This is a genomic window from Streptomyces sp. ALI-76-A (assembly GCF_030287445.1).
Taxonomy (GTDB): Bacteria; Actinomycetota; Actinomycetes; order Streptomycetales; family Streptomycetaceae; genus Streptomyces.
In genome coordinates this window covers 272,330-297,642 of record NZ_JASVWB010000002.1, presented here as the reverse complement: position 1 = coordinate 297,642, position 25,313 = coordinate 272,330, and the positions used below count along the sequence as shown (strand labels likewise).

Sequence of the window (25,313 nt, the reverse complement as noted above, 5' to 3'; positions counted from 1 at the left end):
CCTCAGGAGTACGCGATGCAGCGCAACAAGTTCCTCATCGGCGTCGTCGGCGGCATGACAGCCGTGGTCGCGCTCGGCGGTCTCGGCACGTATCTGCTCGCCGGCACCGAGTCGACCACCGGGCTGGGCGACCACACCACGGCATCGGTGGACGGCCGGCCGGCGCTCGCGGCGAACATCGTCGCCGGCCGCACCCAGAGCAAGTACCACCCGCTGCCCTGGGTCGGCGACAAGCTCTCCGACGTCACCTGCCCGACCGGCCTCAAGGCCGTGACCGGGGCAACCCTCACCTGCACAGGCAAGAAGAGCGACGGCGCGACCGTCAAGATCCCCGTCCGTGTGACCAAGGCCGACGCCAAGAGCGTCACCTGGAAGTTCGAGCGCTGAGAAGGGCCCAGAACACACCATGAGCACCCTCCTGGCCGGACACGGCCTCGTCAAGAAGTACGGCTCCACCACCGCCCTGGCCGGCGTGGACGTCGAGGTCCGCGAGCGCGAATCGCTGGCGATCATGGGCCCCTCGGGGTCTGGCAAGTCAACTCTGCTGCACGCCCTCGCCGGGATCGTCCGGCCCGACGGCGGGCAGGTGCTGCTGCGCGGCGAGCGGATCGACGACCTGGGCGAGAACAGGCTCAGCGCGCTGCGCCGCAAGCGGTTCGGGTTCGTATTCCAGTTCGGCCAGTTGCTGCCGGAGCTGCCGGCCGAGGAGAACGTCGCGCTGCCGCTGATGCTGGAGGGCGTTCCGCGCAAGGCAGCCGTCGAGCGCGCCCGCCGCTGGTTCGCGCCACTGGGGCTGGACGGGCTGGAGTTGCGCCGTCCCGGTCAGCTCTCCGGCGGGCAGGCGCAGCGCGTCGCCATCGCCCGCGCGCTGGTCGTCGAACCGGACGTCGTCTTCGCCGACGAACCCACAGGCGCCCTGGACCAGACCACCAGCACGGAGGTCGTCCAGCTCCTGACATCCACGACCCGGAACCTGGGCGCCGCCCTGGTGATGGTCACCCACGACGGCGACATCGCCGCCCACTGCGACCGGATCCTCCAGGTCCGGGACGGGCGGATCAGCGACCACAGCCAGTACACCGTCGCCTGAGACGCTCCGCGTCGCCCGCGCCCGAAGACCTACGGAGTCCCTGATGCGTTCCCCCGTCCTGCCCCTGACCTGGCACCTCGCCAGGTCCTCCGGCCGTCGCGGCCTGCATTCGCAGCTGCTCGCGGCCGGGGCCGCCGCCGTCGGCTCGTTTCTCCTGCTGGTGATGGTCGCCGCCGCCCTCGGCGCCGGCACCCGCGCCGACCACACCACCTGGCGCACCCCCGACGCCGTACCGGCGAAGCGGGCCACAGCCGTCCAGGCCACGACCACGACGTACGTCCGCCACGAACCGGTCACCGTCGTGAACCTGGCCCAGCTGCCCGGCCGCGAGCCGACGCCCGCGCCGCCCGGCCTGACCGGCTTCCCGAAGCCGGGCGAGGTGTACGTCTCCCCGGCTCTGGCCACGCTGTTGCACAAGCTGCCCGCGAGCCAACTCGCCGACCGCTTCCCGCGGACGCAGTCCTACGGCACGATCGGCGCCGCCGGTCTCGCCTCGCCCGACGAACTGGTCGCGGTGGTCGGACGGACGCCCGGCGACCCGGCCGTCTCCGAAACCGCCGGGGAGCAGAGCTACTACGACGAGGGACTGAGTGAACGCGCACCGGTCTCCGGGTTCTCCGGTACCAAGGCGAGCGTGTTCACCGGCATCGACCAGGGGACCGTGCTGCTGGGTGTGGTGCTGCTGGTCGTTCCGGTCGTCGTGCTGGCCTCGGCCGCCGGACGGCTGGGCGCGGCCCGGCGCGAGCAGCGGCTCGCCGCGCTGCGACTGGCCGGGGCGACACCGCGGCAGATCCTCGCCATGACCGCCGTCGAGGCGGCGGGAGTCGGCGCGGCCGGTGCCCTCGCGGGCGCGCTCGCCTTCGCGGCGCTGCTGCCCGCGCTCGCCCGGCTCCCGTACGGCGTCGGCTCCTGGTACACCGGCCGGCTGTGGGTGGGACTGCCGTGGCTCGGAGGAGTGCTGCTGGCCGTCACCGCGCTGATCACCGTCAGCGCGGTGACCACGCTGCGTCAGGTGGCCACCTCGCCGCTGGGCGTGGCCCAGCAGGCCGACCCGCGCCGCACCCGTGCGATCCGCCTGGTGCTGTTCGTCGCGGTCCTGGGCTACATATGGGCGAGCACGGGCGACGGCGGCCAGCTGAAGCCCCGCCAGTTGATCGCCATGCTGGTGCTCTTCTACGGCGCGTTCTGGCTGCTGGGCCCGTGGGTTGTGGACCGGCTGGGCCGGATCGTGGGCCGCTGCGCCATCCGCCCGGCCACGCTGCTGGCCGCGCGCCGGCTGAGCGACGATCCGCGCGGCGCCTGGCGGACCGTCAGCGGCCTGGTACTCGCGGGGTTCGTGGCCGGGTTCTTCTCCGTCAGCACGCTGGGTTTCGAGGGCCCGGGCCACGAGGGCCAGGTGGCGGTGATCACCGCGAACGCCGCCGACGCCCGGCACGCCGCCGCAGACGCCCGTACGGCGTTGCGCGAGGCAGGCGTCACCGCCACCGTCGCCGTCACGAGCGAGGAGGACTACGGCAGCCTGCTGGGCGGTGTCACCGGCGTGCTCGCCCGCGTCTCCGGCGGCCAGGAGGCCATCGACACTGCGGTCACCGCCCTGACTCCCGTGGGGTCGGGCAGGTACCCGTTCACGCAGGAGTACGTGTCCGCGCCGGACGACACGGCCATCGCCCGCATTGCCACCGTCAGCACCGCCACCCTGGTGCTGAGCTTCCTGGTCGCAGCTGCCTCCGCCGGCCTCACGGCGGCCGCGAACGTCCTGGACCGGCGCCGGGTCTACGGTCTGCTGCGGCTGGCCGGCACCCCGCTGAAGGTGCTGGACCGGGCCCGGGTCCGTGAGACGGTCACCCCGTTGGCCGTCCTGGCCGGCGGCACCACGGCGATGGGTGTCTTCGGCGCGATGCAGCTCAACAAGGCGGCCGACACCACGGTCAACACCGCCGGTGCCGTGCAGCTGGTGCTCTGCTTGGCCGTCGGCGCGCTCGCCATGTTCGCCGCGATCGCCGGCAGCAGGCCCCTGCTGCGCAGGGTGACAGCGGGCCCGGCGCAGACGGCGGACTGACACCGTAGGGACGGTCGAACGCCCCTCGACGCGGACCCCGATGCGATCCCCGACAGCTGCTGTTCCGACCTGCCGCAGCCCTCTGGCACAAGCCCCGCACAGCAATACTGCTGTCGAGCCGGTCCTGTCCGGAGCTGTCCGCCGAGGGCCCGACCGGGTGGCGTCGCGGGGAGCGCGCCAGCCGCTTTCCCGCTCTCGCGGTCGACAACAAGGCCGGCGAAGGCGCGGAGCCAGAGGCCGACTTCTGCGGGGTGCCGCAGCCGCTGGTCGAGGTTGAGTGTGTACTGGTTGCACCGTCCGGCTCGTTGCCGGCGCAGGTAGCCCGTCCTGTCCGAGGTGGGCGACGATGGTTTGGACCGCTCGTCAGGTGAGGTGGCAGGCGGCGGCGATGCTGCGCAGCCGTGCGGACGGGGCCCGAGCGATGGTCAGGAGCACTCGGTCGTGACTGGTCAGGAAGGTCCACCGCCGGTCTGGGCGAGTCATCGTGATCAGTCCTCTCCGGTCCGGTAGAGCGGAATACGTGGTGGCGAATACCGGAGAATCCGTTCCCCGATGGTGGCAGGGGCTGCCGGTGCGAAGCCACGGGCTGGACGCGTGTCCTTGCCGGTGTGACGGCCTCGCGGTCGGCCTGGAGAAGCAGGAGGTCGTGCCTGCGACTTCCCGGTAAAACCCCATGTCCACGCCCGCTATGGTCTTCACGGACAAGGCCGAGCGGGCCGTTGTGGGAAAACCTGTCGGCGAGCGTGCTGCGCTTGTACGCCGACACGGTTCATTGCGGGGCGACGTACTGGCCGCGTCGAGAACACCGGCCAAGGATGCCACTGTCTCGCGAGACGCCAGGCCGAAGGCGCCCCCGCCTACACCGGTGCCCGCTCGTCCAGCAGGCCTTCGCCTCGCAAGTCGTCCCAGAGCGCTGCGGGGATCTCCACGCCGAACGCTGCAACGTTGCGCCGTACTTCGTCCGCGGAACGCATGCCGACGACGATGCCCGACACGGCCGGATGGCGCAGCGGAAAGGCCATCGCCACCGCCGGCAGCGTCACACCATGTGCCTCGCAGACATCAGCCATGCGATGTGCGCGCTCACGAAGCTGCGGGGTGGCGGGCGCGTAATCGAAGGTGGCACTCTCGGCGGGTCGGGCCGTGGCGAGCAGACCGGAGTTGAAGACCGAGGCCGCGAGCACCGAGACCCCTCGATCCGTGCAGACAGGGAGCAGTTCGTCGAGGGCGCTGTGGTCCAGCAGCGTGTAACGGCCGGAGAGCATCACCGCATCGACGTCCGACTCCTTGACCAGCCGGGTCAGTTTGCCCGGGTGGTACATCCCTGCGCCGATCGCGCCCACCGTTCCCTGGGCACGCAGTTCGGCGAGGGCCGGGTAGCCTTCGCGCAACGCGTCCTCGAAACGCTCCTCCGCATCGTGCAGGAACAGCACGTCGATACGATCGACGCCCATCCGCTCGAGCGAGTCCTCCACGCTGCGCACAACGCCATCTCGCGTGAAGTCCCACACCCGGCGGTGCGTCGCGGGCACCGCGAAGGTCTCGTCCATCCGGCCCGCCGGGTCCTGCGGAACCAGCAGCCTGCCGACCTTCGTCGACAGCGTCCACTCCTCGCGTGGCTTGCCGCGCAGGAGCTCACCGGTACGGCGCTCGGAATGCCCGATGCCGTAATGCGGAGAGGTGTCGAAGTAGCGGATCCCGCTGTCCCAGGCCGCCTCAAGGGTTTGTGCGGCGCACTCGTCACTCAGCGGCTCGAAGAGCCCGCCGAGCGGACCGCCTCCGAAACCCAGCTCCGTGACCTGCACCTTGCTCTTCCCGAGCCGGTTCTGCCTCATCCACCGCTCCCCTCACCTGGCTGGTGATACGGGATCATCCTTCCGTGACCCGCACCATCTCTCCAAGACAGTTTCGCGCGGCGAGATCCGCCGGACAGCAGCCGCCCGCCAGATCGCAGGACCGCCCAAGGCGCCGACCGCTGCTGAACCGCTGCTGAACTTGAGTCGGCCACCGTTTCGGCCGCGCAGACCTGCGCCCCGCACCGCAGGCATCCTCGGAGAGAATCTGCCTGGAGGCACGTGTGGGTTTCGGAATCAGCCCTGCGCGCGTCCGAGAGAGCTGCGTACCTCTCTTCTTCACGACAGCGTCCTGGCAGCAGCACCGTCAACACGTTGATGGACGTGGCACTACCGGTAGTTCGTCAAGCGCAGCGCAGCACGATCTTGGCTCGCAACGCGAGGAACTGGGCGGCCTTCGGGCTAACAGGACCCCTGAGCCCAGACGTTGGCGAGTGACCAGCCGCAACTACCAGGAATCTGCCGCGTTGCGGCTCCCGCCTCCCACCTGCCGCCCGCCATCACTCGCCAACCCCCAGGATGAGAAGCGTTCAATCACGCGGGATATGTCTGGCGCTTTCTCGGCCCCTCGGTGCTCACCTGGAGCCGGCGGCCAATACCGGCGACGCCGCGAGGTCGGCGACCGGCACGCGGCCGCCCAGCGCAACCTCTTCAACCGCCACGGCAGGATTCCAGACAGAGTCAAGCCAAGTGGCAGCTCAGTGCCCCTGTCGGTGGGATGGGGCGGGAGCCGGAGAGGCTGGGTTCGAGCGCGCGGAATGAACCCCGAGGCGCTCGTCTGTGACGGGTCACACCGGAACCGTCAGGGTCGCGGTGTAGCCCTGCTCGACGCTGCCGGTGACGGTCGCGAGCTGCTGGTTGTAGCCGTCGCTGAAGACGCCGTCCGACTCCAGGGAGAGTTCGCTGAGATTCCTCACGCTCTCGCTGTAGCCGTCGGTGGCGTACACCCTGTCGCTCACGTCCTTCGGCAGCGCGAGCTGCGAGGTGTTCGTGATGGACCTGGCCGCCGTCGCGTCGGCCAGGCTGCCGTACACCTCGAAGTGGACGTGCGGCCAGCGGCCCGGGTAGCAGCCGGGGAAGATGCTCTGGAACGTGACCTGTCCCTTGTCGTCCGCCTCCTGGACGCCGCGCAGGTAGTTCTCGTCCGTCACGCCGTCGTTGTACAGGGAGTACCTGCCCTCCCGGTCGCATTGCCAGATGTAGACGGCGGCGCCCTTCTTGGGGGTGCCGCAGCCGGAGGCGGCGTCCACCACCGTCAGCGTGATCGTCAGGGGCACGCCTTCGGCCCTACCCCCTGCGGATTCGCCGAAGCTCTTCGTGACGTCGCTGCGGACGACACCGCTCTCTCTCAGGACGTCGACGCCGTTGGAACCGTCGCCGGGGAAGGGGCCTTCGGTCTCCTCGGGGATCGTCTCGCACTGGACGGGCGACGACGCGGAGGACGGGGACGAAGGCGACGGGGACGAGGATGCCGTGGACTTCTCCTCGGAAGTGCAGCCCACCAGCGGCACCAGGCTCACCCCCGCCAGCAGCCGTACCATCCGGCGACGGGCGAGAAGGGGAAGGTCGTAGGAGAGGCCCCGATCGTGCTCGTGCACTTCTTCCTCGTGGTTTACGTTCATGACAACAGACGGTATGAGCCGGTTGCCGTGGGCCACCAGGCATCTGGGCTGTCGGTTCCCTACCGATCGACTCTCATCTGCCTGTCACTGCACGGACCCGTTGGTCGGTGACCAGGCGGGTGACGGTCTTGTCGTGACAGCCGAGTGCCTTCGCGACAACGGGGCCGGGCCTGGAGGACGAGCGGGGCTTGACCCGGGGGGGGCGAGGGCGGCGGGCGAGGGTATCGGAATGCTCTGTGCCCGCTCGCGTGCGTGGGCGGTGCCGCGCGCGGCACCGGGCAGACGGTGCTGTCTGACGCCGGGTGGTCCCGGATCCAGGGTCGTACGGTCCGCCGTCTTGGTCGCCCACTGTGCGACGAGCAGCTTGTGGACGGAGGAGGCGATCTCGTCGTCGGCGGCCGCTGCGTCCACCACCATCGGGCCTGGCGTGGGGCCGGGGACACGATCCAGTCAACCCGCGCGTCCGCCATCATGCCTCGGGCCCGGCTCCTCGCCGTGTGCCCGGCCGTCGTAGGCTCTCGTTCATGCGTGCGCGCCTGCATCAGATCGTCGTGGACTGCCGTGAGCCAAAGACCCTGGTCCGTTTCTGGGCACAGCTGCTTGGCGGTGACCCGGTCGACCGTGCTCGCGGCTGGTCGCACGTCGAACTGCCCGGGTTCGCACGACTCGCCTTCCAGCCGGTGCCCGAGAGCAAGGCCGCGAAGAACCGGCTCCACTTTGACATCGCGGTCGACGACATCGAGGCCGCCGTCACTGAAGCGGTTCGCCTGGGCGCAGCCAAGGTCGGCGAGACAGTCACCGACGACCAGGGGGCCTTCCACGTCATGCTCGATCCGGAAGGCAACGAGTTCTGTTTCGTCAGCTCCTGACCGATGGCTATTTCATCTACCACGTCCTATGACTCGGTAGCCAGACGCGCCCCCAGCCCGACCAAGAGCACTCCGGAGAGCTGTTCCATCCGGCGCCGAACGGACTGCCGTTGCAGCACTCCTTCGACACGTCCGGCCAGCCACACCAGCAGCAGGTACCAGATCAAGTCGACCACGGCCCAGACCACCGAGAAGGCGAGAAGCGTCGGAAGAACAGGGGCTCCGTGCGGCACGAACTGCGGCAGGAAGGACACGGCGAACACGCCGGCCTTCGGATTGGCGAAGTTGGTGACGAGGCCCTGCCAGTACGCCCGCCGAAGCGGCACCGGGGCTGTTTCCGCTGCTCCCTGATCCAGCTGTCCAGCTCGCCTCGCCTGCCACAAGGCACGCGCTCCCATCCACACCAGCACTGCGGCGCCGGCCATCCGGATGACGTCGTAGGCGACCTGCGAGGCCATCAGCAGGCCGGACAGACCGAAGGCCGCGGCGAGGCCCCACAGCAGCACCCCGCACTCATTGCCCGCGACCGTGGCCATCCCGGCCCTGCGGCCGTTCACCACCGCTCGGCGCAGGATCACGACCGTGCTCGGCCCTGGGACCATGGCGACCAGGAAGGCCGCACCGACGAACGCAACGACGGAAGTCATCATCAAGGCAGCATTGCCAAGCACGTTGTGCGCCACAAGGCTCTTGTCGGTCCAGCTGCCGACGTGTTCCGCAGACCGTCCGTCGAGGCGAAGACCACGGTCGGGTTCACGCTGCGGACGAGGCGCGGAATCGGATGGACACGGCTCGGTGCATTGGCTGATGATCTCGGCCATGATCCGAGCCGCAACTGTGAACGACATCGCCGAGATCCGCTCGATGATCCGCGAACTCGCCGAGTACGAACGGGCTGTTGAGCAGGCCCGGGCGACCGAGGAGCAGCTCCGCGAGGCGCTGTTCGGGGAACACCCCGCCGCGTTCGCACTGATCGCGGAGGACGACGAGACGGGCCAGGCCGTGGGCTATGCCCTGTGGTTCCCCCGTTTCTCGACCTGGACCGGCTCGCGCGGCATGCACCTGGAGGACCTCTACGTACGGCCGCACGCCCGAGGTGGAGGACACGGCAAGGCGCTGCTGGCCTCCCTGGCCGCGCTCTGCCGGCAAAACGGCTACGAGCGCTTCGAGTGGTGGGTCCTGGCTTGGAACGAACCGACGATCGACTTCTACAGGTCGCTCGGCGTCGAGCTGCTGAACGAGTGGACCGTATGCCGTCTGAGCGGTGAGCCCCTCAGGGAACTCGCCGCCCAGGCCCCGGCGGTCCGCAACCAGACCCCGACCCTGTAGGACCGAGTGTCGTTGACGGAAGAGCTGAGGGCGCACCGAAGACCGCCAACCTGACCAGTGCTGTCGAGCGCCCGTGCGAGGATCTCGACGTGAACGATCTGCGTTTCCGCCTCGCCGAGGAGACCGAGTCTCAGAGCTTCACTTGGATTCGATCCGTCCCATGGGGGCGACGCTCTCCGACAAAGCCTTCTGCGCTGCCGTCCAGCTGGTGTCCTCGATGCCGAGTGCGTGACGAAGGTAGGCCCAGGTGACCCGTTGGATCAGGGCCACGCGCTCGGGGTTCTCGTCCGTCGTCTCCCGGACTTCATAGCCGGCGATTCCGCCGAGGGAGTGCTCCGCTCCGAACAGAGTGAGCAGACTCTTGCGCCCCGGGCTCAGGTGGTAGGGGTCGGCGAGCCACTCCGGCCCTCTGATGGACAGCGGTAGCTCATCGTTGTCCCCTGCGATCACGAGGGTCGGCGTGGTCATGTACGCGAAGTCCGGTCCCTTCCACCACGGAAGGTTCTCGGCCGCGAAAGGAGTCAGGTCGGCTCCGCCCCTGCCGGCCGTAGCAAGCAGCACGCCCGCCTTGATCCGCGAGTCATACAGGTCTTCTGCGTGCTTGCTCACCGGATCGAGGACGCGCAGGCCCAGCAGATTGCCCGCCGTCTGGCCGCCGAACGAGTGTCCGGCCGCGGCAATACGGCTTCGGTCCAGGCGCCCGCTGAGACCAGGAACAGCGGCCTCCAGCAGATCAAGCTGGTCAAGGACGCGCTTCATGTCCTGGACGCGGAAGCGCCAGAGCCGCGGTGTGCGGGGATCGTCCTGGGGAAGACCCACGGTCCTGGAGCCGAGATGGGTGGGCTGAATCACCACGAAACCGTGACCAGCCCAGAAGTCAGCCAGAGGACCGTAGCCGTTCAACGATGACCCGAAACCGTGCGAGAAGAGGATGATCGGCAGTTCGCTCCCGGTTGTCGGCGCGGAAATTCTCACCCGCTGGCCCTCACGGCGGCCCGGTGCTTCCAGCACCACCGGCTTCACCGAGACGATGGGGGCGGGGGCGGTGATGGCCACGTCCGTGGCCGCCGCGCCTGATGCAGTCATGGGCACATCTTCCTTCGCGTTTCCGATGGGGAAGCCGTCGAACAAGCTGGTCACGGTCGCGTCCTTCGCCTTGGCGGAGGGGGTGAGCCGTCGCGGGATACGCTAAAACCTGACACCGACGTCAGAGGCAAGAAGTGTTGTCCGCCTCACATCGGAGAGACATGATGCGTATCGGCGAGCTCGCCACGAGGACAGGCGTCAGCGTTCGGGCGCTGCGCTACTACGAGGAACAGAACCTGCTCACCTCGGAACGCAGCCCCAGCGGCCAGCGGCAGTACCCGGACAGCGCGGTCGACCGTGTCCAGCTGATCCAGCAGTTGTACGCCGCCGGGCTGCCGAGCAAGTCGATCGCGGATCTGCTGCCGTGTGTCGTGAACGGTGAGGCCACGCCAGAGCTGCTCGACCGGCTTTCGGCGGAACGGGATCGCATCGACAGCCGGATCGGCGATCTGGTGGGCGCCCGGGACAGGCTGGGCACCGTGATCGCCGCCGCCACCGCGAACTGGCGAACAGGCCAACACTGCCGACTCCAGTAACCAGCAGGCCGGGCTCTGCGGTTGGGGACGGAGACGTCCAGCAATCGACCGATTGATGAGCGAGATCGGTAAGCGGCGGCGCACGGCCGGCTCGGCGCCGGATCCAGCGCATAAAACGCTGTCAGAGAAGTCGTTGCGCTCGCGAACTTGAGGAGCACCCTTCTCTGTACGGTCTGGCGGGCGCAGCCACCCCAGGACGCCGCCGCCGATCTCCTCGCCCCCGCTCCGGCCGTACGGACCGGCGGCCTCGTGGGATACGCACGCGTGTCCACCAAGGACGCTGGTACCGCGCCTGCCCCGCGCCGGGGCGCACGACATCCCGGTCGCCAAGTGCCGCACCGCACGACTGAGCGCAGCAGCCGCCCCAAACGAAACCGCCCAGGTCGGACGGAATCGGAGCTATGCGAGCACCCCGTCACGACACGCACGGCGGGCCCTGCTCCTGGCTCGACTCGCCCATGTCGAACGCCCCACACACCAGCACCGCCTGCGGCTGGGTACCCAGCTGGCGCAGGATGACCAGTGTCTTGTCCACGGGGGGCGCGTTGACGTCCGGTGCGTAGGCGATGTAGCCGGTGGCCCCGTTGAAGGGGGTGATGCCGCCGGCAAGTGTGATCAGCACCGAGCGGCGCTCGATCCGTTCGTCGCGCGACCGGGCCTGGTTCACCGCGTCCGACAGCACATGGAGGGCGTCGTACGACACCGCCGAATGGCCGTCCTGCCGCCAGGGGTCGGCCCCAACCCCGTAGGTCCGCACGAACGCGTCGTACCGTGACAGGAACTGCCGGGTCTCGGCGCTCAGGGACGCGTACCCGTCCGGCAGCCGGTGCGCCGAGTAGTACAGGCGCAGCCAGTTCTGCTCGGCGTAGGCGCCGGTCTGGGCCACGTTCGTGAGTTCGTTGCCGCCCAGGACGGTGACCGGGCGGTCGACGCAGGTGCCGCGGTTGTCCATCGCGCTGATGAAGGCGGTGAAGTCCTTGGCCCGGGCCGACCAGTACACGACGGATTGCGGCTCTTCGGCGAGGGCCTTGCACAACTGCTCGGCGAGCACGCTCGCGCTGACCAGGGTGGGGGCGCCGTCCGGTGGCTGCGGGTCGAAGTCGCCGTCCTGGTTGAAGTCGAAGACGCGCGTGGTGCCGGGGAACGCCGACACGAAGCGGCCGGCGAGGCTGCGGCTGTAGAGGTCGGCGGAACTCCGGATGACGATGGCGTGCCGGGCGGGGGAGCAGCTGTCGCTGTCGTCGCGCCGGGCCACGATGTTGGTGCTACTGGCGAAGTTCGCCTCGATCCGGGCCTCGCGCTCATTGTCCGGGGTGAAGGGCCAGTAGCTCCTTGTCGCGTTCCCGGCCAGCATCTCGTTGGCGGTGGCCGTCGTGCCGACGGTGGGGATGCCCTCCTGGCCGAGCACCTGGAGGGCGGCGCGCGTCTCGGCGCGGCTCTGTGCGTACGCCAGGACGCCGACGATCTTCTCGTGGTCCTCGGCGTTCTTCTCGTCGCGCACCTCGGCGACCAGCTTGCGGGCTTCCGCCACGGCGTCGTGGTACGCCTCACCGGTGTTCCGCACGTCCACGCGCAACGGGACCGTGTTCTCGTCGGAGCCCGCGTCCTGGTTCAGCTGCTGCTGCCACATCGCGATGCCGCGCAGTTCCGGGATCGTCCCGTCGAAGCGCATGTCGTCCTCGCTGCGCGGCGGGCTGGACACGAAGGCGACGACGGTGCGCACGTCCCGGCCCTTCGCGGCGTAGACCTCGGCGCGCCGGTTCTGGTCGGCGATGGCCTTGAGCGCACCCGCGTACCAGCCTTCGGCGTTCAGCGGAACAGGTCGGGAGCGGGCCTGGGCGGCGACGGAAGCGGTACCGCCGACGCAGGTGCGGTCGCCGCCGTCGCGGACCCGTTCGACGGCGAAGCCGCCCGCCGTCAGGGCGAGTACGGCCGTACCGGCGAGGAGCGTGGTGGTGGTGCGCCAACTGGTGCGGAAGCGACGGTGCGGCTCCACCCGGGCGATGGGCAGCCCCGGCCCGGTGAGGGACGCCTCGTCGAAGGTGAACGCCACCGGGGTGCCGTCCTGTGACCCGAGCGCGGTGGCGGCGTGGGAGAGGCTCGACTCGCGGGCACCGAGCTCGGCCATGAGGGTGTCGTCCGGTCTGCCGACGGCGACGACGAGCGGTCCGGGCCGAGGGGCGGTATCACGCAACTCGTGCAGGACACGCAGGAACCGCTCGGCGCGGCGGGCGCCGTCGGCACCGGGTGGCGGTACTTCGACGAGGAGCACGGGCCGGGCCGTGCGCCGCCGCCGTTTGGGCAGGTATCGGCCGGTCCTCGGCGTGGCCAGATCCTCCAGCAGAGCCCTCAGCAGGAGCTTTTCCAGCGTCTGCAGGGCCTGCTCCTGGCGCCGCTCGTCCGACGCCGTGCGCAACCGCGGCGCCTGCGTGGCGGCGACGTGGGCCATCACCTGGTACAGGTCGCGACGCCCGCCTGCCTCCCGCATCCCGCCGAGCCAGCGCCGCATCACCTTCCGGGAGATCCGGCGGGACCAGACCCAGCGTGGCAGATGGCAGGTGAACGACAGCCAGAAGACTTTCAGCAGCCAGCCCTTCACGTCGCCGCCGTCGGGCGACACATCGGTCGAGGCCGCCCTCGGTAGGCGCCCGAGCAGACCTCGCCGCTCCGCCTGCTGTCGGTCGCAGGCGTGCCGGCGCAGTTCCTCGGCGTACCCGCCGACCGACTGCTGAGGACGGTCACGGATGTAGGTGACGAGCGACCGCACGACGTCGAAGTGCGGATACCGGTCGGGTGTCATGCGCCGCGGCGTGCCGTTCTCCAGCAACTGTCCCGCCTGCTCGGTGAGCATCACCGGCTCCTCGGCGGCGGGCACGAGCGCGTACGGGACGAGCGGACCGCGGTCGTCCAGCGGCCTGCGCAGCGCCCGCAGGACGCGCCTCGTGCCCTCCTCACCCGCCGGACCACCCGTGGAGACGCGGAAGACGAACAGCGGCGGCCGGGTGTCCAGGCGAGCCGGGTCGGCCGGTGTGATGGCGGTCGGATAGTCACTGACGAAGATCTCCGCCCGCGCGTTCACCGGGTCGGGGAAGAGCTCGTCGGATTCACCGCGAAACGACGTCATGCGGAAGGCCCCCGTTGCCGACTGCTCGCTGTATTCCTGCGGATTGCAGAATGTACGCCCCGAACATGTCCAACTACAATGGGTATTGACATGCCATCAGGGTGGCCACTGCGGGACGGGTGGGTGGACCGAGGTGGATCGTCGTGGTCAGTCCGCCACGGGACGGCCGCTGGCGTGGTCGTCCGGTCCGTCGGCCGGGGCGCCTGCTTGCGAGCCCCGGCCGCACGCTGGTGAGCCCGCACGATCGTGGAGTCCACCGGCACGGCCCACATCGCGACGGCGCCACCTGGCCGGTAGGGAACTGGCGGGGCGATACCTCCCAGTACCACCGAAACGACAACATCAGATCGGTGGGTACCGACGGCAGCAGCTTCCTGCTGATCACCCCGCGCTGGCCGGACCTGGTCAGGGACGACCCCGGAGCGGTTACGCCGTAGCCCATGCCGGCTCGAGGTCGGCGAGGGCGGCGAGTGGCCAGGACCGGTGTCTGTGATCAGAAGCGGGTGGTGTGGCCCGGGCTGATCGGTTTGTTGTGCGGCTGCGGTCTGGCGTACGCGTGCCTCGGGGGTGTGACGATCACGGGGCCGGGCCGGTGGTGGTCTTCCGGATGCGGCTTTGTCAGGTAGCCGTGGTGGTGATCAGGTTGTGTCATCTGCGCTGTACATGGTTCATGTTCGGTGATCGCTGGAATGCGGTGACATCTGGACGCCCTCACCGTGATTTCTGGCGTGAGTCACCGCCGACACCTGGTCCGGTTTGCCTCGACGCCTCGACGCCTCGACGCCTCGTTCCCCGTCACCGGCCACACCCCGGTCGGCCGGAAGGGTTGTGGGGAAAGTCAGTGACATCCCTCACGTGCCCGGTCCCCATCAACGTGCCGCGATAGTACGTGGCGTGTGGCCGACATAGCGGGATCTGGTGTATGGAACCAGGCATACGCGGCACCTCGGCCTGGGGCACCGGCCCGGGTCACCGGCGCCGAGCCGCTGGACCGCCTCTGTCGTCCTTATGACGGACTGTGAGGCGCAGTCGGCGTCCGGGCACGGCGGACCGGCACAATCCCGGACCGGATTCAAGGGGCGCCCTCGCCTACTAGGCGAGGTAGTGGAAGCCCCCGTTGCCGTGCCCTCACACGGCTCTTAACAATGACGGCCCCGCAAGGCGTCCCCGCAGGTCAAGCGCAGTGTCTGTGCGAAACCGAGCTCGCCGGAGGCGTCAGGAGAGTCGACCGAACGAGGTCCGCATGAGGAACCACCGGAAGCACCGCAGGAAGACGCGTCGCCGGCCCATAGCCGTCGCCATCCTGGCGATCAGTGCGGTGGCGGTGCCGTCGGCCGCCATGGCGTGCATGGGCGACGGAGGAGCCGAGGCCATCATGGCCACGTCCAGTGGTCCCTGGACGGACGGGAGGAAGGCGTCCTGGAACGGACACCGGACGGACGGGGGGAAGACGTCCTGGGACCGGCACCGGGGGCGGGACCTCCGGACCGCGAAACCCACGGCGACGGCTTCGCCCTCGGCCTCGCCGACGACCTCTCCCGGGACTGCGGCGCCCGCCCCAAAGAAGCCAAAGGCGTCCGTCTCGAAGACGACCACCCCGCCCGCCCCGACGAGGACCACCTCCGCGCCGAAGCCGACCGCCGCACCCCCCTCGACGACCACCGCCGCACCGAAGCCGCCCGCCACCACGACCCCCGCCGCCGGCACGACGACCCCCGCCGTGACCCGCGTGGTCGCCCTGGTCAACAGCGAGCGCGCCAAGGTCGGTTGCTCCCCGGTCAGCCTGAACGCGAAGCTCTCGCAGGCCGCCCAGGCCCACAGCGCGGACATGGCGAGCCACAACACCATGTCTCACACCGGTTCCGACGGGTCCGACCCGGGGCAGCGGATCACGCGCGCGGGCTACCTCTGGAGCACCTACGGCGAGAACGTCGCGTACGGGTACTCCACGCCCGAGCAGGTCATGGCGGGCTGGATGGCCAGCGCCGGTCACAAGCGCAACATCCTGGACTGCGGCTTCAAGGAGATCGGTGTGGGGGTGGCGCAGCCCGGCAACTACTGGACGCAGGACTTCGGCACGGCCCGCTGACGCTCACGGGGTCCACGCCCGTCACGGCCCGCCGGACCATCACGCCGGCCGCGGCCGGCATGGGTGCCGTTCTGTTCCGGGCCGGGCCGGGCCCGTGGGACTCGGCCCGGACGGTGTCGGTCAGCAGCGATCGGTCAGACGCGGGTCCACTTCTGGTTGGCTCCGCCGCCGCAGGTCCAGATCTGGACCTTGGTGCCGTTGGCGGTGGCGCCGCCATTGACGTCGAGGCACTTGCCTGAGCCGACGGCCGTGATGGTGCCGTCGGTGTGGAGGCGGAACTGCTGGTTGGACTGGCCGTTGCAGTCCCAGATGCTCACGGCGGTGCCGTTGGCGGTGGCGGCGCCGACGACGTCCAGGCACTTGGCGCCGCCGTAGACCCGCAGTTCGCCCGCGCTGGTGCTGGTGAACCGCTGGTTGGCGGCGCCGTTGCAGTCCCAGATCGCGGCGGGAGTTCCGTTGGCCTGGGAGCCGCCGGTGATGTCCAGACAGCGGCCGGAGCCCTGACCCCTCAGCGAGTAGGTGTCGCTGCCGGGCGGTGTCCCGCCGCCGGACCACGTACATCGCGGCGCCGTGGGCGGGGACGGAGGCGCTGATGGAGCCGCTGGTCGTACTGGTGGTGTGCGCCCACAGATCGCGTACCGAGTAACTGGACGCCGAGCCGAGGCCGATCTGCGTGGCGGACGTGGAGACGGTGGCCGTGCCGCTGCCGCTGCCGCGGTTGGGGAGAACCACCGCGACGGAGCCGTTGGCCATCGGCTTGGTCCACACCTCGGTGTTGCCGTTGTCGACGAGGCGGTTGCCCTGCCGGCCGCCCCAGTCCTGGTTGACCCCGATGACCTCGGTGTTGGTCAGGATCGATTTGGTGGCGGCGCTCATGGTGCGCAGGTCGTTGCCCGCGATCAGAGGAGCGTTCAGCAGCGCCCAGAGGCTGAAGTGGGCTCGGGACTCGGTGTCGGACAGACCGTTCCCGACCTTCGGATCACACGAGAGGTCTTCACCGTCGCGCGCTCTCACTCATGATCACTCCGGATGGATGCCGGCGCCTTCCCGCTGGAGGGCGGGCGGCGGGTGTGAGATCGCCGTTCAGGCGCCGGCACTGCTGTCGGGTCAGCTCGTCACGCGGAAGGTGGCGTCGCTGCGGCCCGTCGCGGTGGTGATCGGGTCGAGCTTGAGTTGGTACGCGTAGTGGCGGATGTACCGGTCGGGGTAGTTGTAGGACTGGAATGACGACCATGTCGCGTCGGCGAGTCCGGCGACCTTGCGGAAGGTGGAGTCCTGGGCGAACTGGGTGGTGCCGTCGTTGTAGGCCAGTTGGAAGTCGAATCCGGAGTGCCGCAGGAAGTGCCCGGGGAAGTTCACCGACTCGAAGGAGACGGTGCCCGAGCCCGCCAGGCCGATTCGCATCCGGAACTGGGAGTCGTCGACGGGGCTGACGTTCGGGTCGATGCGCACGTCGAAGTTGGTGTGCCGCACGTACCGGTCCTGGAAGTTGTACGACTGGAGCCGGTTGATCGCGGTGTTGGGCCAGCGTGCGAGTACGCGGCTCTCCTCGGCGGCGGAGTGCCACTGGTCGGTCCGGCAGATACTTCCCAGCAGGTCCAACAACTCGGCCGTGCAGGCCACTGAGGGGACCCGGCCAGTTCGGGGAGGAACGGGACCGTGGGAGCTGTCGCCTCGCCAACGACGAACCCCACCGAACAGATGGCAATCGCCCAGGTCATCGATGGCGATGCGGGCCGTGTCCTCATCCCCAATGCGATCCGGGACAGAAGAGGGGGAATAGCGCCGGCCGCAGCCCCCGTCGCATCGCGCAGTTCTCGCCAGCGGACCCCGGAGACGCTCCTGAGCAGACTTCCCACGCCCTGCTCCTCATCAGATCCCCGTATACCGGCCCGGCGGTGCCTTGAGCATGGTGCAGCTATGGGTGAGGCCTCGGCCAGGCGGTTCATGACCGGCTGGTGCAACAGGCCCCGGCTCGGCGGGCCGCCGCGGGCGTGACTACACGCTCCTCCCGCTGCGGATGGACGGCGGCAACGTGATCGCGTGCAAGAGCCCGTCGTGCGACAAGTGCGGGCAGATCGTCAGCATCGACGATGGCGGCTTCGAGCAGACCGACTTGCTGGAGAACCGGGCCGCGAAGTCGGTGTGGGGCGTCGAGGCGAGCATGTCTCCCGACGCTGCGGAAGTGCTCTGCCGTGACGGCCGGCTGTTCCTGTCCGAGGTGTTCGCGAGCGACTTGGGGAGCAGTTCGGGGGAGAAGAGGTACCTGGCGATCGGATTCGGTGCCGAGTGAAATCCGGGGCGGTTCCTGATCTCGTATGTCATGATCGCGTCTGATCGAATCCGTCTCGAGGTAGGGGAGTTCTGAGTGAGAAAGATTGTACGGACGGGGGCTGTCGTTGCTGGTGCGGTCGCTCTGTGCCTTGCCGGCACAGGGGCGGCTTCGGCGGATGACACGCCGTACCTGTTCTCTGAGCAAGTTCCCGGCGCCTGGGGCACGATGGAGTTCGGGTTCGTCAGCGGCAAGAAGGTCGCGCCGATCTACCTGATGGTCAAGGACACCGAGGCGGACGGCATGCACGCGCGGCTGCGCGTCCAGGCCGACACGGGCGAGGGCCTCAAGAGCTACACCTGGCGCAAGGCCTCCGGCGAGGGTGACGTCACCAAGGCCACCACGGACCTGACCGACACCAGCGGTGTCGAAGCAGTGCGCATCCAGGTCTGCCGGTACGACGGAGACACCCAGAAGTACTGCACCTGGTCCCACTGGATCGACAACCCGATCCGGACCAGCTGACCGCGTTCCACGGCTCACGGCCCCGCCCCTGAACAGGGGCGGGGCCGTGAGCGTACCGCTCATCAACTTCCTATGAGCGACCCGTGTCCGACCGACAGCACCTGGCGATCACTGCTACATTTCCGAAGGCCGTGCGAGAGATCGAGGAGGTGGTACCCGTGAACGCAGTATCGACATGGGTGCTCCCCTCCGGGGTCACGGTCGGGCGATAGACAGGTCGTCCGGGAGCGCCGTTCCGGTGTACTCCCGAAAGGCACGACCATGCAGTTCACTTCCGAGCAGCGCCTCGATGACGTCGTCCTCGAACGCGAATTCACCCTCGACGAGATCCCCGGCATCTTGTGGACACCCGCATCCGCATCCGCCTCCGCACCGGTGCCGTTGATCCTGCTCGGCCACCCTCCCCTCGGGCTGCGCACGATGTACCCCCGACTGGTGGCGCGGGCCCGGCACTCCGCGGCGGAGGGCTTGGCCACGGCCACCATCGAGCTCCCCGGAAGCGGCGACCGGCCCCGTTGGCCCGCAGCCGAGCAGGCCCGCGCCGACCTGCGCCGTGTCATGGAGGTCGGTGAGCCGGTCAGCGACGAGATCGTCGACGCCCTCATCCTCCCGCTGGTCGACAAGGCGGTCCCGGAATGGCAGGCCGCCCTGGACGCCCTCCTGTCGCTACCCGAGATCGGCGGTCCGGTGGGCTACTCGGGGGGAGTGATCTCCATCGGTATCCGGCTGGCGCTGGTCGAGCCGCGCATCGTGGCCGCCGGTCTCTTCGCCGGGAGTTTCGTGCCTCGCGTCATGTTCGACGAGGCCCGCCGGGTCACCATTCCACTGCACGTCCTGTTGCAGTGGGACGACGAAGGGAACGACCGGCAGGCGGCCCTGGACCTGTTCGACGCCTTCGGCTCCAAGGAGAAGTCCCTGCACGCCAACATGGGCGGGCACACCGGCGTCCCGCAGTTCGCGGCAGACGCCGCGGCCCAGTTCTTCACCCGACATCTGAAGTGAGGCCGGGCCGTCAGACCGGCAGCGGACGGTAGCTGATATCGGCAGGCATGCCGCAGATCGAGGACAGGTCCCGGCCCTCCGATGGCCTCCGCACCGTGGGCCCCTGCTGAACTCTCGGCAGGGGCCCGTGCTGCCTGAAGTCATGAACGACGACTGAGATTTCGTTCACAAGGCCCAGGACTTGGTCCACCGCGCTATAGGGCGATCAGGCCGGCTGTCGTCTCCTTGAAGCCACAGGCATCGAAATAGAACGAACGCAAATGCTCCTCGAAGTCGACGTGCAGCCATTCGCACTTCGCAGCGCGGGCTTCTTCGGCCGCCGTTGCGACGAGCGCGGCTCCGACACCTCTCGACCGGCAATGCTGCGCGACCACCGTGTCCAGGAGGAAAGCATGCGCTCCGCCGTCCGACACGACGTTGACGAAGCCGATCAGAGAGCCGCCTTTCCATGCGCAGACCCAGCCGAGGCTGTGGCGCTGCAGCCGCGTTCGCCAGTCGGCCTGAGTGACCGGGTGGCCGAAGCCGTCGGCATGGAGCGCGTTGAGGGAGGCGTTGTCGACGTCGCCCCGCCACTCGTAGTTGATCGTCACGCCCCGATCGTATGTCCGTGCCGAGGCTGATACTGACCGGATCACGGAGCGAGGAGAACCCGCTTGCGGAGCAGTTGAAATCCGGCGCGGCTTCCGGCACGTTCGCGTCCGCGAGTTGTTCGACGGTGCGATGGCATACGGAGCTGACGCTGGATCGAGCGCCGGCTGTGGCCGGCTTCCACGAGTACATGAACCTGGGCATGGCGGGCACGGATACGGTCGGCGAAGCGATGCAGGACCAGTGGTCGTCCGTGATCGACCGGAGTCGGCCTTCTGACACGCGCGCCTGGCGCACGTCCGGGACGCCAGGCACACGGGGACGGGAGGGCCGGCCGGGCACGGCGGATCGCGAGGTGTGCGCCATGAACCAGGGCGGCCGCTCCTGCCGCAGGCATCGGGAGGGGTGGCGGCCCTCGCTCTGCAGTGGACAGTTCGCGCCAGGTGGCGTGGAAGTGGCGCAAATGAATGTTGCCGCTTCGTTTCACGAGACTCAATCTGGAGCTGGGAGCGCTCCCACTCGCTGTATCTCCACGCCGGTGACCCGGCATCCCCCCACGGGAAAGAAGGAGACATGTCTTGTCATGATCACATCACTACAGTGCGCCGCCGTTCGACGCTCGTTCTGAGCCTCCTCGCGGCGTTGCTCCTCGGCCTGCTCCCCTGGAGCGGCACCGCCGTTGCCCACGGCTCGGTCGTCGACCCCGCGAGCCGCAACTACGGCTGCTGGCTCCGATGGGGCAGCAACCACCTGGATCCGGCCATGGCCCAGCAGGACCCCATGTGCTGGCAGGCGTGGCGGGCCGACCCCAACGCCATGTGGAACTGGAACGGGCTGTACCGCAACGGATCCGGCGGGAACTTCCAGGCAGCAGTCCCCGACGGCCAGCTGTGCAGCGGCGGCCGCGCTGAGGGCGGGCGCTACAACTCCCTGGACGCCGTGGGCTCCTGGAAGACCTCGGACATCGGCAGCAACTTCACCGTGAAGCTGTATGACCAGGCCAGCCACGGCGCGGACTATTTCCTGGTCTACGTCACCCGGCAGGGCTTCGACCCCACCACCCAGCCGCTGCGCTGGAGCGACCTACAGCTGGTGGCCCGCACCGGCCGGTACGCGCCCAGCCAGAACTACTCGATCCCGGTCAGCACGTCCGGTTACAGCGGTCGCCACGTCGTGTACACGATCTGGCAGGCCTCGCACATGGACCAGACGTACTTCCTGTGCAGCGACGTGAACTTCCGCTGAGCCTGCACCCATGGGCCGTCCCGCCGGACGAGCTCGCGTCCGGCGGGACGCCGTGCTCCGACACACCACGGTGCTCCGACACACCACGGTGCTCCGACACACCACGGTGCTCCGACACACCACGGTGCTCCGACATACCTGTGCGCCGCCCGTACCTCAGGGCTGCCTGACCGGCCCCGAGGGGTGGCATTCGCCGCGATGTGCGCGTCTGACGGGATACGCCACCGGGTCGCGTCCCCCCGTATGCGAACACCGTCACCGAAACGAGCGTTTCGATATCTGGAGCCGACATGCCAAGACGCCGCTGGACCGGACCGCTCCTGCTGGCCCTCCTGTTGACCACCCTCACCCCGCTGTCCGCCGCCGCGTCGGCCCCGCCCGCGGCGGCGGACACCGGGCGGTCCCGCACGGCGGCGGCCCCCTCGTCCGTCCCCCTGCCGTCGCTGCGGGCGACCACCACCCAGGTCGCCTCCGGCCTGAGGCGGCCCACCGCCCTTGTCGCCCCCGACGACGGCACGGACCGGTTGTTCATCACCGAGAAGTCGGGCACCGTACGCGTCTACCACCCGGTCACCGGCCTGGCCCGGGACCCGCTCATCGACATCACGTCCGCCGTGGACGAATCGGGTAACGAGCGCGGCCTGCTCGGCATGGCCGTACCCCCGGACTTCGCCGACAGCCACCACCTGTACCTGGCCTACACGGCACTGCCCGACGGCGCGGTCACGCTCGCCCGTTACCGGCTCGACGATTCCCGCTTGGAGCCCCTGCTCTCCCAGCCACACGCCGAGTACAGCAACCACAACGGCGGCCAGCTCGCGTTCGGCCCCGACGGCAACCTGTACTGGAGCATCGGCGACGGAGGCGGCTCCGCCGACCCGCTTCGTGCCGGGCAGCGCCTGGACACCTTGCTGGGCAAGATCATGCGTATCGACGTCAGCCGCAGCTGCGGCCAGCTCGCCTACTGCGTTCCCGGTGACAACCCCTTCGTGGGCACCCCCGGCGCCCGTGACGAGATCTGGCTGTACGGGCTGCGCAACCCGTGGAGGTTCTCCTTCGACCGCGCCGACGGCTCGATGTGGATCGGCGACGTCGGCCAGGGCCGATGGGAAGAGGTCAACCACCTCCCGTCCGGAGAGGGAGGGCTGAACCTCGGCTGGTCCTGCTACGAGGGTCTGGAGAGGTTCCAAGGAGGCCACTGCGTACCCGGCGAGCAGCACACCGAACCAGTCTTCACCTACTCCCCGTACACCGGCGGCTGCTCGATCATCGGCGGCCACGTCTACCGGGGCCAGAAGTACGCCGGCCTCGTCGGCGGCACGTACATCGCCACCGACTACTGCTCGTCCACGGTCTGGGCGCTGCGCTCCGACGGTGAAGGCGGCTACGAGCAGGCGGAGATCGGGGAGATGCCCACTCAGGTGACGTCGATCGGCACGACCGTCGACGGAGAGTTCTATGTCGTCAACGACCTGCCCGGCGGCCTGCACCGGGTGTCCTTCGCGCGGGAGGAACCCACCTGCCGCGTGGATCGCACCGTGCGGACGTGGGGGACCGGCACGACGGTCGACCTGACGGTCACCAACACCGGCAACACCCCGGTGAACGGCTGGACGTTGAGGTTCCCGTTGGCTCTGGGGCAGACCGTCACCTCCGACTGGAACACCGACCTGACGCAGGGAAGCAACACGGTCACGGCCAGCGATGCCTCGCACAACGCAACGATCGCTCCCGGCGGGCACGTCACCCTTGGCTACCTCGCCAGCCACACCGGTGACTCCTCGCCGCCCCCGCGGTTCACGCTCAACGGGGACGCCTGCGCCGTCGGCCGCTGAACGGTCCGCACCGGGGCCCGCCTGACCGTCAACGGCGGGCCCACCCGCCCACTTCTTCCCTTCTTCCGTCATCTCCGCAGATCGCGTGGCCCGGAAGGTTGCCATGATCTGGTCCTCACTCCGACGCCGGAGGAATGCCATGCCCGTGTCCCGCGCACCCGGGCTCCGGCCTGCCGGTCTCCTGCCCTGCTCCGTCGCCCTGCTGGCGCTCACGGCGTGCAGCGGCGATGACGAGCGGCCGCCCGCGGCCCCGACCGGGGTCACCGCGCAGTCCAGCAGTGCGACCACCGTCCACGTCATGTGGAAGCGGGTGAAGGCCGCCGAGGACGGCGAGACGGTGGAGGCGTACGAGGTCCTGCAAGCCGGGAAGAAGGTCAAGGAGGTCGACGCGGACCGCACCATGGTCGACATCGTCGGCCTGAAACCGTCCGCCGACTACGTGTTCACCGTCCGCACCCGAGACACCGCCGGCAATCACTCCACCCCTAGCCGCAAGGTCCCCGTCACCACCCCCGCCGCGCCCGCCGAGGACAGCAATCCGCCGACCCGCCCCGGCCCGCTGCGAGGAGAGGCCAACGGATCGCGAGCCGCCGACCTGAGCTGGACCGCCTCGACGGACGACCAGCGAGTCGTCTCGTATGACATCTACCAGGGAAACGCGAAAATGCACACGGTCGACGGTGAGGAGACGAGGACCGTCCTCACCGGTCTCCGCCCGGGCACCGACTACGCCTTCTCGGTGCGCGCCAGGGACGCGGCGGACAACCTCTCCCCTGCCAGCGCACCTCTACGACTGACCACCGCTCAGGGCGAGGGCGGCGACGGGGCGGAGACCGAGGACTTCCGGGCCTCGGTGCGCAAGAACACCAAGGACAAGGCGTACTACCTGGACCTGTCGTGGACGCCGCCCCGGACGGACGGACTCGAGGCCGAGTACCAGGTCTACCTCGACGAGGTGTTCGTGACGACCTTGGCCGGGAGCGACGACGCGCCCGAGGGACGGGAGAGGCACACCGTCTACCTGGGCACGGAAGAAGGCAAGACGTACGCCGTGAGGATCAGACCGCGGCTGCCGGACGGCAGCTGGGGAGCGTTCTCGACGAAGCGGACCGTCACGACGGGCAGCTGACATCTCGACGGCGTGATCAGCGGCCGGTGCCTGTGGCCGGCCGGGCGAGGGGGCGGCTGCCGCGTGACTTTCGATCTGATTTCCCATGTCGGTGCGCGGCTTTGCTGGTGGGGCGGCGGGGCATCATGGTGATGAGTGCCCAGTTCAGCTGTGCTTCGATGCATGCCGGAAGGCTTTGCCGAGAAGGCAAGGGACCGCCCCGAGTCCGCTCGGTGTGAGCGGACTCGGGGCGGCTTCCCGGCGGGTTCGGCACGACGGGTGGGGCCTGGGCGCCTGTCCCGTTCGGCACTCACACGTCGTTCACGATCACGTATGTCCGTCGGGAAGTCAGGCCGCCAGCGATTCCGCGGCGGCGAACTCTTCCACGAACTCCCCTGCACGCCGGTCGAGATCGGCATACTGCGCCTCACGTTCAGCGCCCGCGACCGCTTCGCCGATCAGGAGGTTCCCTTCGGCGTCGACGTGCTGCGGGCGCTCCTCGGCGTCGGTGAGCAGGCCGACGCTGGAATGGGAGAAGCCGCAGTAGTAGGCGATTCCTTCGCTCAGGTTCGTCTCGAGGACGGTTTGCATTCCTTCCACGATCGGGTCGTCGGCGGTGGCGCCGGCGAGGCCGAGCCACAGCATGCGTTTGCCGGCCAGGCGGGGCTTGCTGCGGCCGTAGGCGAACCCGTAGTTCCATACGCGGTCGATCCACCCCTTGAGGATGGCGGGCACGCTCTGCCAGTACACGGGGAAGACGGCGACGACGACATCGGCGTCGAGGACGCGCTGCATATGGGCGTGCACTTCGTCCGAGTACGCCTTCTCCCTGTTGCCCCAGTCCGGCTGGTCGGAGGTGTTCATCCGTGGGTCGAATCCCTCGGCGTGCAGGTCGAGTAGGTCGATGCGGTATCCGGCGGCCTCGAGCCGGGCGGCAGCACGACGAGCCGTGTGCGCGGTGAGGGAATCGGAGCGGTGGTGTGCCACGACCACAAGGGCTGTCCTGGCATGGCCGGCGTGCTGCGTCACGGTGTCTCCCGGGTCTCGCTCGATTCGATGTCTCCAGTACAGCCGCGATGAC

The 25,313-nt window shown here is 69.1% G+C and carries 23 protein-coding genes and 3 pseudogenes; 13 read left to right on the top strand and 13 right to left on the bottom strand.

The window, feature by feature from the left end; genetic code table 11:
- Positions 1–15 precede the first annotated feature (15 nt).
- From QQS16_RS02080 to QQS16_RS02070, 3 genes are read left to right on the top strand one after another with little or no spacing between them, the layout of a single operon-like run.
- Complete coding sequence (locus QQS16_RS02080) at positions 16–387, top strand: DUF4333 domain-containing protein (RefSeq protein ID WP_286059857.1); 372 nt, start codon at positions 16–18, stop codon at positions 385–387.
- A 19-nt stretch (positions 388–406) separates the two neighbouring features.
- Entirely contained in the window at positions 407–1,090 is a 684-nt protein-coding gene (locus tag QQS16_RS02075) for an ABC transporter ATP-binding protein (RefSeq protein WP_286059856.1), read from the top strand.
- Positions 1,091–1,133: 43 nt separating this feature from the next.
- Positions 1,134–3,149 (top strand): FtsX-like permease family protein, encoded by a 2,016-nt coding sequence (locus QQS16_RS02070; protein WP_286059855.1) that lies wholly within the window; start codon positions 1,134–1,136, stop codon positions 3,147–3,149.
- A gap of 857 nt (positions 3,150–4,006) precedes the next feature.
- Here QQS16_RS02070 and QQS16_RS02065 read toward each other — a convergent pair.
- From QQS16_RS02065 to QQS16_RS02055, 3 genes are all read right to left on the bottom strand, one after another.
- Positions 4,007–4,984 carry an aldo/keto reductase gene (locus tag QQS16_RS02065; protein ID WP_286059853.1) on the bottom strand — a complete coding sequence of 326 codons (978 nt, stop codon included), beginning with the start codon at positions 4,982–4,984 and terminating at the stop codon, positions 4,007–4,009.
- 806 nt (positions 4,985–5,790) lie between these two features.
- Positions 5,791–6,624 carry an intradiol ring-cleavage dioxygenase gene (locus QQS16_RS02060; protein WP_286059852.1) on the bottom strand — a complete coding sequence of 278 codons (834 nt, stop codon included), beginning with the start codon at positions 6,622–6,624 and terminating at the stop codon, positions 5,791–5,793.
- An 84-nt stretch (positions 6,625–6,708) separates the two neighbouring features.
- Positions 6,709–7,041, bottom strand: a complete 333-nt coding sequence (locus tag QQS16_RS02055) for a DUF6207 family protein (protein ID WP_502963746.1) — start codon at positions 7,039–7,041, stop codon at positions 6,709–6,711.
- A gap of 107 nt (positions 7,042–7,148) precedes the next feature.
- On the opposite strand from QQS16_RS02055, the gene QQS16_RS02050 reads away from it, so the two are divergent.
- Positions 7,149–7,493 carry a VOC family protein gene (locus QQS16_RS02050; protein WP_286059851.1) on the top strand — a complete coding sequence of 115 codons (345 nt, stop codon included), beginning with the start codon at positions 7,149–7,151 and terminating at the stop codon, positions 7,491–7,493.
- Between the two features lie 26 nt (positions 7,494–7,519).
- On the opposite strand, the gene QQS16_RS02045 is transcribed toward QQS16_RS02050, so the two are convergent.
- On the bottom strand, positions 7,520–8,314 hold the full coding sequence (locus tag QQS16_RS02045) for a LysE family translocator (protein ID WP_353479654.1): 795 nt from the start codon (positions 8,312–8,314) through the stop codon (positions 7,520–7,522).
- On the opposite strand from QQS16_RS02045, the gene QQS16_RS02040 reads away from it, so the two are divergent.
- Complete coding sequence (locus QQS16_RS02040; RefSeq protein ID WP_286059850.1) at positions 8,313–8,822, top strand: GNAT family N-acetyltransferase; 510 nt, start codon at positions 8,313–8,315, stop codon at positions 8,820–8,822. The two genes, QQS16_RS02045 and QQS16_RS02040, sit on opposite strands and share 2 nt — an antisense overlap.
- A 138-nt stretch (positions 8,823–8,960) precedes the next feature.
- Here the strand turns inward: QQS16_RS02040 and QQS16_RS02035 are convergent, their stop codons facing one another.
- Positions 8,961–9,908 (bottom strand): alpha/beta hydrolase family protein, encoded by a 948-nt coding sequence (locus QQS16_RS02035; protein WP_286066189.1) that lies wholly within the window; start codon positions 9,906–9,908, stop codon positions 8,961–8,963.
- A 164-nt stretch (positions 9,909–10,072) separates the two neighbouring features.
- On the opposite strand from QQS16_RS02035, the gene QQS16_RS02030 reads away from it, so the two are divergent.
- Positions 10,073–10,444 (top strand): MerR family transcriptional regulator, encoded by a 372-nt coding sequence (locus QQS16_RS02030; RefSeq protein ID WP_286066188.1) that lies wholly within the window; start codon positions 10,073–10,075, stop codon positions 10,442–10,444.
- 415 nt (positions 10,445–10,859) lie between these two features.
- On the opposite strand, the gene QQS16_RS02025 is transcribed toward QQS16_RS02030, so the two are convergent.
- From QQS16_RS02025 to QQS16_RS43425, 3 genes and pseudogenes are all read right to left on the bottom strand, one after another.
- On the bottom strand, positions 10,860–13,568 hold the full coding sequence (locus QQS16_RS02025) for a type 1 periplasmic-binding domain-containing protein (protein ID WP_286059849.1): 2,709 nt from the start codon (positions 13,566–13,568) through the stop codon (positions 10,860–10,862).
- Positions 13,569–13,698: 130 nt separating this feature from the next.
- Positions 13,699–13,852: pseudogene (locus tag QQS16_RS43835) on the bottom strand (IS5/IS1182 family transposase); the annotation flags it as partial.
- Between the two features lie 931 nt (positions 13,853–14,783).
- On the bottom strand, positions 14,784–15,275 hold the full coding sequence (locus QQS16_RS43425) for a hypothetical protein (RefSeq protein WP_353479653.1): 492 nt from the start codon (positions 15,273–15,275) through the stop codon (positions 14,784–14,786).
- Positions 15,276–15,288: 13 nt separating this feature from the next.
- On the opposite strand from QQS16_RS43425, the gene QQS16_RS43420 reads away from it, so the two are divergent.
- Positions 15,289–15,657, top strand: a complete 369-nt coding sequence (locus tag QQS16_RS43420; RefSeq protein WP_353479652.1) for a CAP domain-containing protein — start codon at positions 15,289–15,291, stop codon at positions 15,655–15,657.
- Positions 15,658–15,791: 134 nt separating this feature from the next.
- Here QQS16_RS43420 and QQS16_RS02015 read toward each other — a convergent pair whose 3' ends face one another.
- The 3 genes and pseudogenes from QQS16_RS02015 to QQS16_RS02010 form a co-directional block, all read right to left on the bottom strand.
- The gene (locus tag QQS16_RS02015; RefSeq protein WP_286066187.1) at positions 15,792–16,289 is read right to left on the bottom strand and encodes an RICIN domain-containing protein; all 498 of its coding nucleotides are present in this window, start codon (positions 16,287–16,289) and stop codon (positions 15,792–15,794) included.
- Positions 16,261–16,671: pseudogene (locus QQS16_RS43415) on the bottom strand (hypothetical protein); the annotation flags it as partial. The pseudogene QQS16_RS43415 and the gene QQS16_RS02015, both read right to left, overlap by 29 nt.
- A 93-nt stretch (positions 16,672–16,764) precedes the next feature.
- A pseudogene (locus tag QQS16_RS02010) lies at positions 16,765–17,217 on the bottom strand (AbfB domain-containing protein); the annotation flags it as partial.
- A gap of 460 nt (positions 17,218–17,677) precedes the next feature.
- On the opposite strand from QQS16_RS02010, the gene QQS16_RS02005 reads away from it, so the two are divergent.
- The 3 genes from QQS16_RS02005 to QQS16_RS01995 all read left to right on the top strand — a co-directional run bounded on the left by QQS16_RS02005 (position 17,678) and on the right by QQS16_RS01995 (position 19,456).
- Positions 17,678–17,950 carry a hypothetical protein gene (locus QQS16_RS02005; RefSeq protein ID WP_286059847.1) on the top strand — a complete coding sequence of 91 codons (273 nt, stop codon included), beginning with the start codon at positions 17,678–17,680 and terminating at the stop codon, positions 17,948–17,950.
- Between the two features lie 207 nt (positions 17,951–18,157).
- Complete coding sequence (locus QQS16_RS02000; RefSeq protein WP_286059846.1) at positions 18,158–18,454, top strand: hypothetical protein; 297 nt, start codon at positions 18,158–18,160, stop codon at positions 18,452–18,454.
- A gap of 261 nt (positions 18,455–18,715) precedes the next feature.
- The gene (locus tag QQS16_RS01995; RefSeq protein ID WP_286059845.1) at positions 18,716–19,456 is read left to right on the top strand and encodes an alpha/beta hydrolase; all 741 of its coding nucleotides are present in this window, start codon (positions 18,716–18,718) and stop codon (positions 19,454–19,456) included.
- Positions 19,457–19,650: 194 nt separating this feature from the next.
- Here QQS16_RS01995 and QQS16_RS01990 read toward each other — a convergent pair whose 3' ends face one another.
- Complete coding sequence (locus QQS16_RS01990; protein ID WP_286059844.1) at positions 19,651–20,046, bottom strand: GNAT family N-acetyltransferase; 396 nt, start codon at positions 20,044–20,046, stop codon at positions 19,651–19,653.
- Between the two features lie 571 nt (positions 20,047–20,617).
- Here QQS16_RS01990 and QQS16_RS01985 point away from each other — a divergent pair.
- The 3 genes from QQS16_RS01985 (at position 20,618) to QQS16_RS01975 (ending at position 24,253) form a co-directional block, all read left to right on the top strand.
- Positions 20,618–21,289, top strand: a complete 672-nt coding sequence (locus QQS16_RS01985; RefSeq protein ID WP_286059842.1) for a lytic polysaccharide monooxygenase auxiliary activity family 9 protein — start codon at positions 20,618–20,620, stop codon at positions 21,287–21,289.
- A 290-nt stretch (positions 21,290–21,579) separates the two neighbouring features.
- The gene (locus QQS16_RS01980; protein WP_286059840.1) at positions 21,580–23,124 is read left to right on the top strand and encodes a PQQ-dependent sugar dehydrogenase; all 1,545 of its coding nucleotides are present in this window, start codon (positions 21,580–21,582) and stop codon (positions 23,122–23,124) included.
- Positions 23,125–23,263: 139 nt separating this feature from the next.
- Positions 23,264–24,253: a fibronectin type III domain-containing protein gene (locus QQS16_RS01975; protein WP_286059838.1), complete on the top strand. Its 990-nt coding sequence runs from the start codon at positions 23,264–23,266 to the stop codon at positions 24,251–24,253.
- Positions 24,254–24,580: 327 nt separating this feature from the next.
- Here QQS16_RS01975 and QQS16_RS01970 read toward each other — a convergent pair whose 3' ends face one another.
- Positions 24,581–25,261, bottom strand: a complete 681-nt coding sequence (locus tag QQS16_RS01970) for an NAD(P)H oxidoreductase (protein ID WP_286059836.1) — start codon at positions 25,259–25,261, stop codon at positions 24,581–24,583.
- Between the last annotated feature and the right edge of the window lie 52 nt (positions 25,262–25,313).

Coding starts and splice junctions, on each gene's coding strand:
- QQS16_RS02035 (WP_286066189.1), bottom strand. CDS start 9,908: ATGACTGCATCAGGCGCGGCGGCCACGGACGTGGCCATCACCGCCCCC.
- QQS16_RS01980 (WP_286059840.1), top strand. CDS start 21,580: ATGCCAAGACGCCGCTGGACCGGACCGCTCCTGCTGGCCCTCCTGTTG.
- QQS16_RS02080 (WP_286059857.1), top strand. CDS start 16: ATGCAGCGCAACAAGTTCCTCATCGGCGTCGTCGGCGGCATGACAGCC.
- QQS16_RS02030 (WP_286066188.1), top strand. CDS start 10,073: ATGCGTATCGGCGAGCTCGCCACGAGGACAGGCGTCAGCGTTCGGGCG.
- QQS16_RS02055 (WP_502963746.1), bottom strand. CDS start 7,041: ATGGTGGTGGACGCAGCGGCCGCCGACGACGAGATCGCCTCCTCCGTC.
- QQS16_RS02065 (WP_286059853.1), bottom strand. CDS start 4,984: ATGAGGCAGAACCGGCTCGGGAAGAGCAAGGTGCAGGTCACGGAGCTG.
- QQS16_RS02005 (WP_286059847.1), top strand. CDS start 17,678: ATGGACGGCGGCAACGTGATCGCGTGCAAGAGCCCGTCGTGCGACAAG.
- QQS16_RS02070 (WP_286059855.1), top strand. CDS start 1,134: ATGCGTTCCCCCGTCCTGCCCCTGACCTGGCACCTCGCCAGGTCCTCC.
- QQS16_RS02075 (WP_286059856.1), top strand. CDS start 407: ATGAGCACCCTCCTGGCCGGACACGGCCTCGTCAAGAAGTACGGCTCC.
- QQS16_RS02040 (WP_286059850.1), top strand. CDS start 8,313: ATGATCCGAGCCGCAACTGTGAACGACATCGCCGAGATCCGCTCGATG.
- QQS16_RS01975 (WP_286059838.1), top strand. CDS start 23,264: ATGCCCGTGTCCCGCGCACCCGGGCTCCGGCCTGCCGGTCTCCTGCCC.
- QQS16_RS01995 (WP_286059845.1), top strand. CDS start 18,716: ATGCAGTTCACTTCCGAGCAGCGCCTCGATGACGTCGTCCTCGAACGC.
- QQS16_RS02045 (WP_353479654.1), bottom strand. CDS start 8,314: ATGGCCGAGATCATCAGCCAATGCACCGAGCCGTGTCCATCCGATTCC.
- QQS16_RS02050 (WP_286059851.1), top strand. CDS start 7,149: ATGCGTGCGCGCCTGCATCAGATCGTCGTGGACTGCCGTGAGCCAAAG.
- QQS16_RS02025 (WP_286059849.1), bottom strand. CDS start 13,568: ATGACGTCGTTTCGCGGTGAATCCGACGAGCTCTTCCCCGACCCGGTG.
- QQS16_RS02000 (WP_286059846.1), top strand. CDS start 18,158: ATGGAGTTCGGGTTCGTCAGCGGCAAGAAGGTCGCGCCGATCTACCTG.
- QQS16_RS01985 (WP_286059842.1), top strand. CDS start 20,618: ATGTCTTGTCATGATCACATCACTACAGTGCGCCGCCGTTCGACGCTC.
- QQS16_RS02060 (WP_286059852.1), bottom strand. CDS start 6,624: ATGAACGTAAACCACGAGGAAGAAGTGCACGAGCACGATCGGGGCCTC.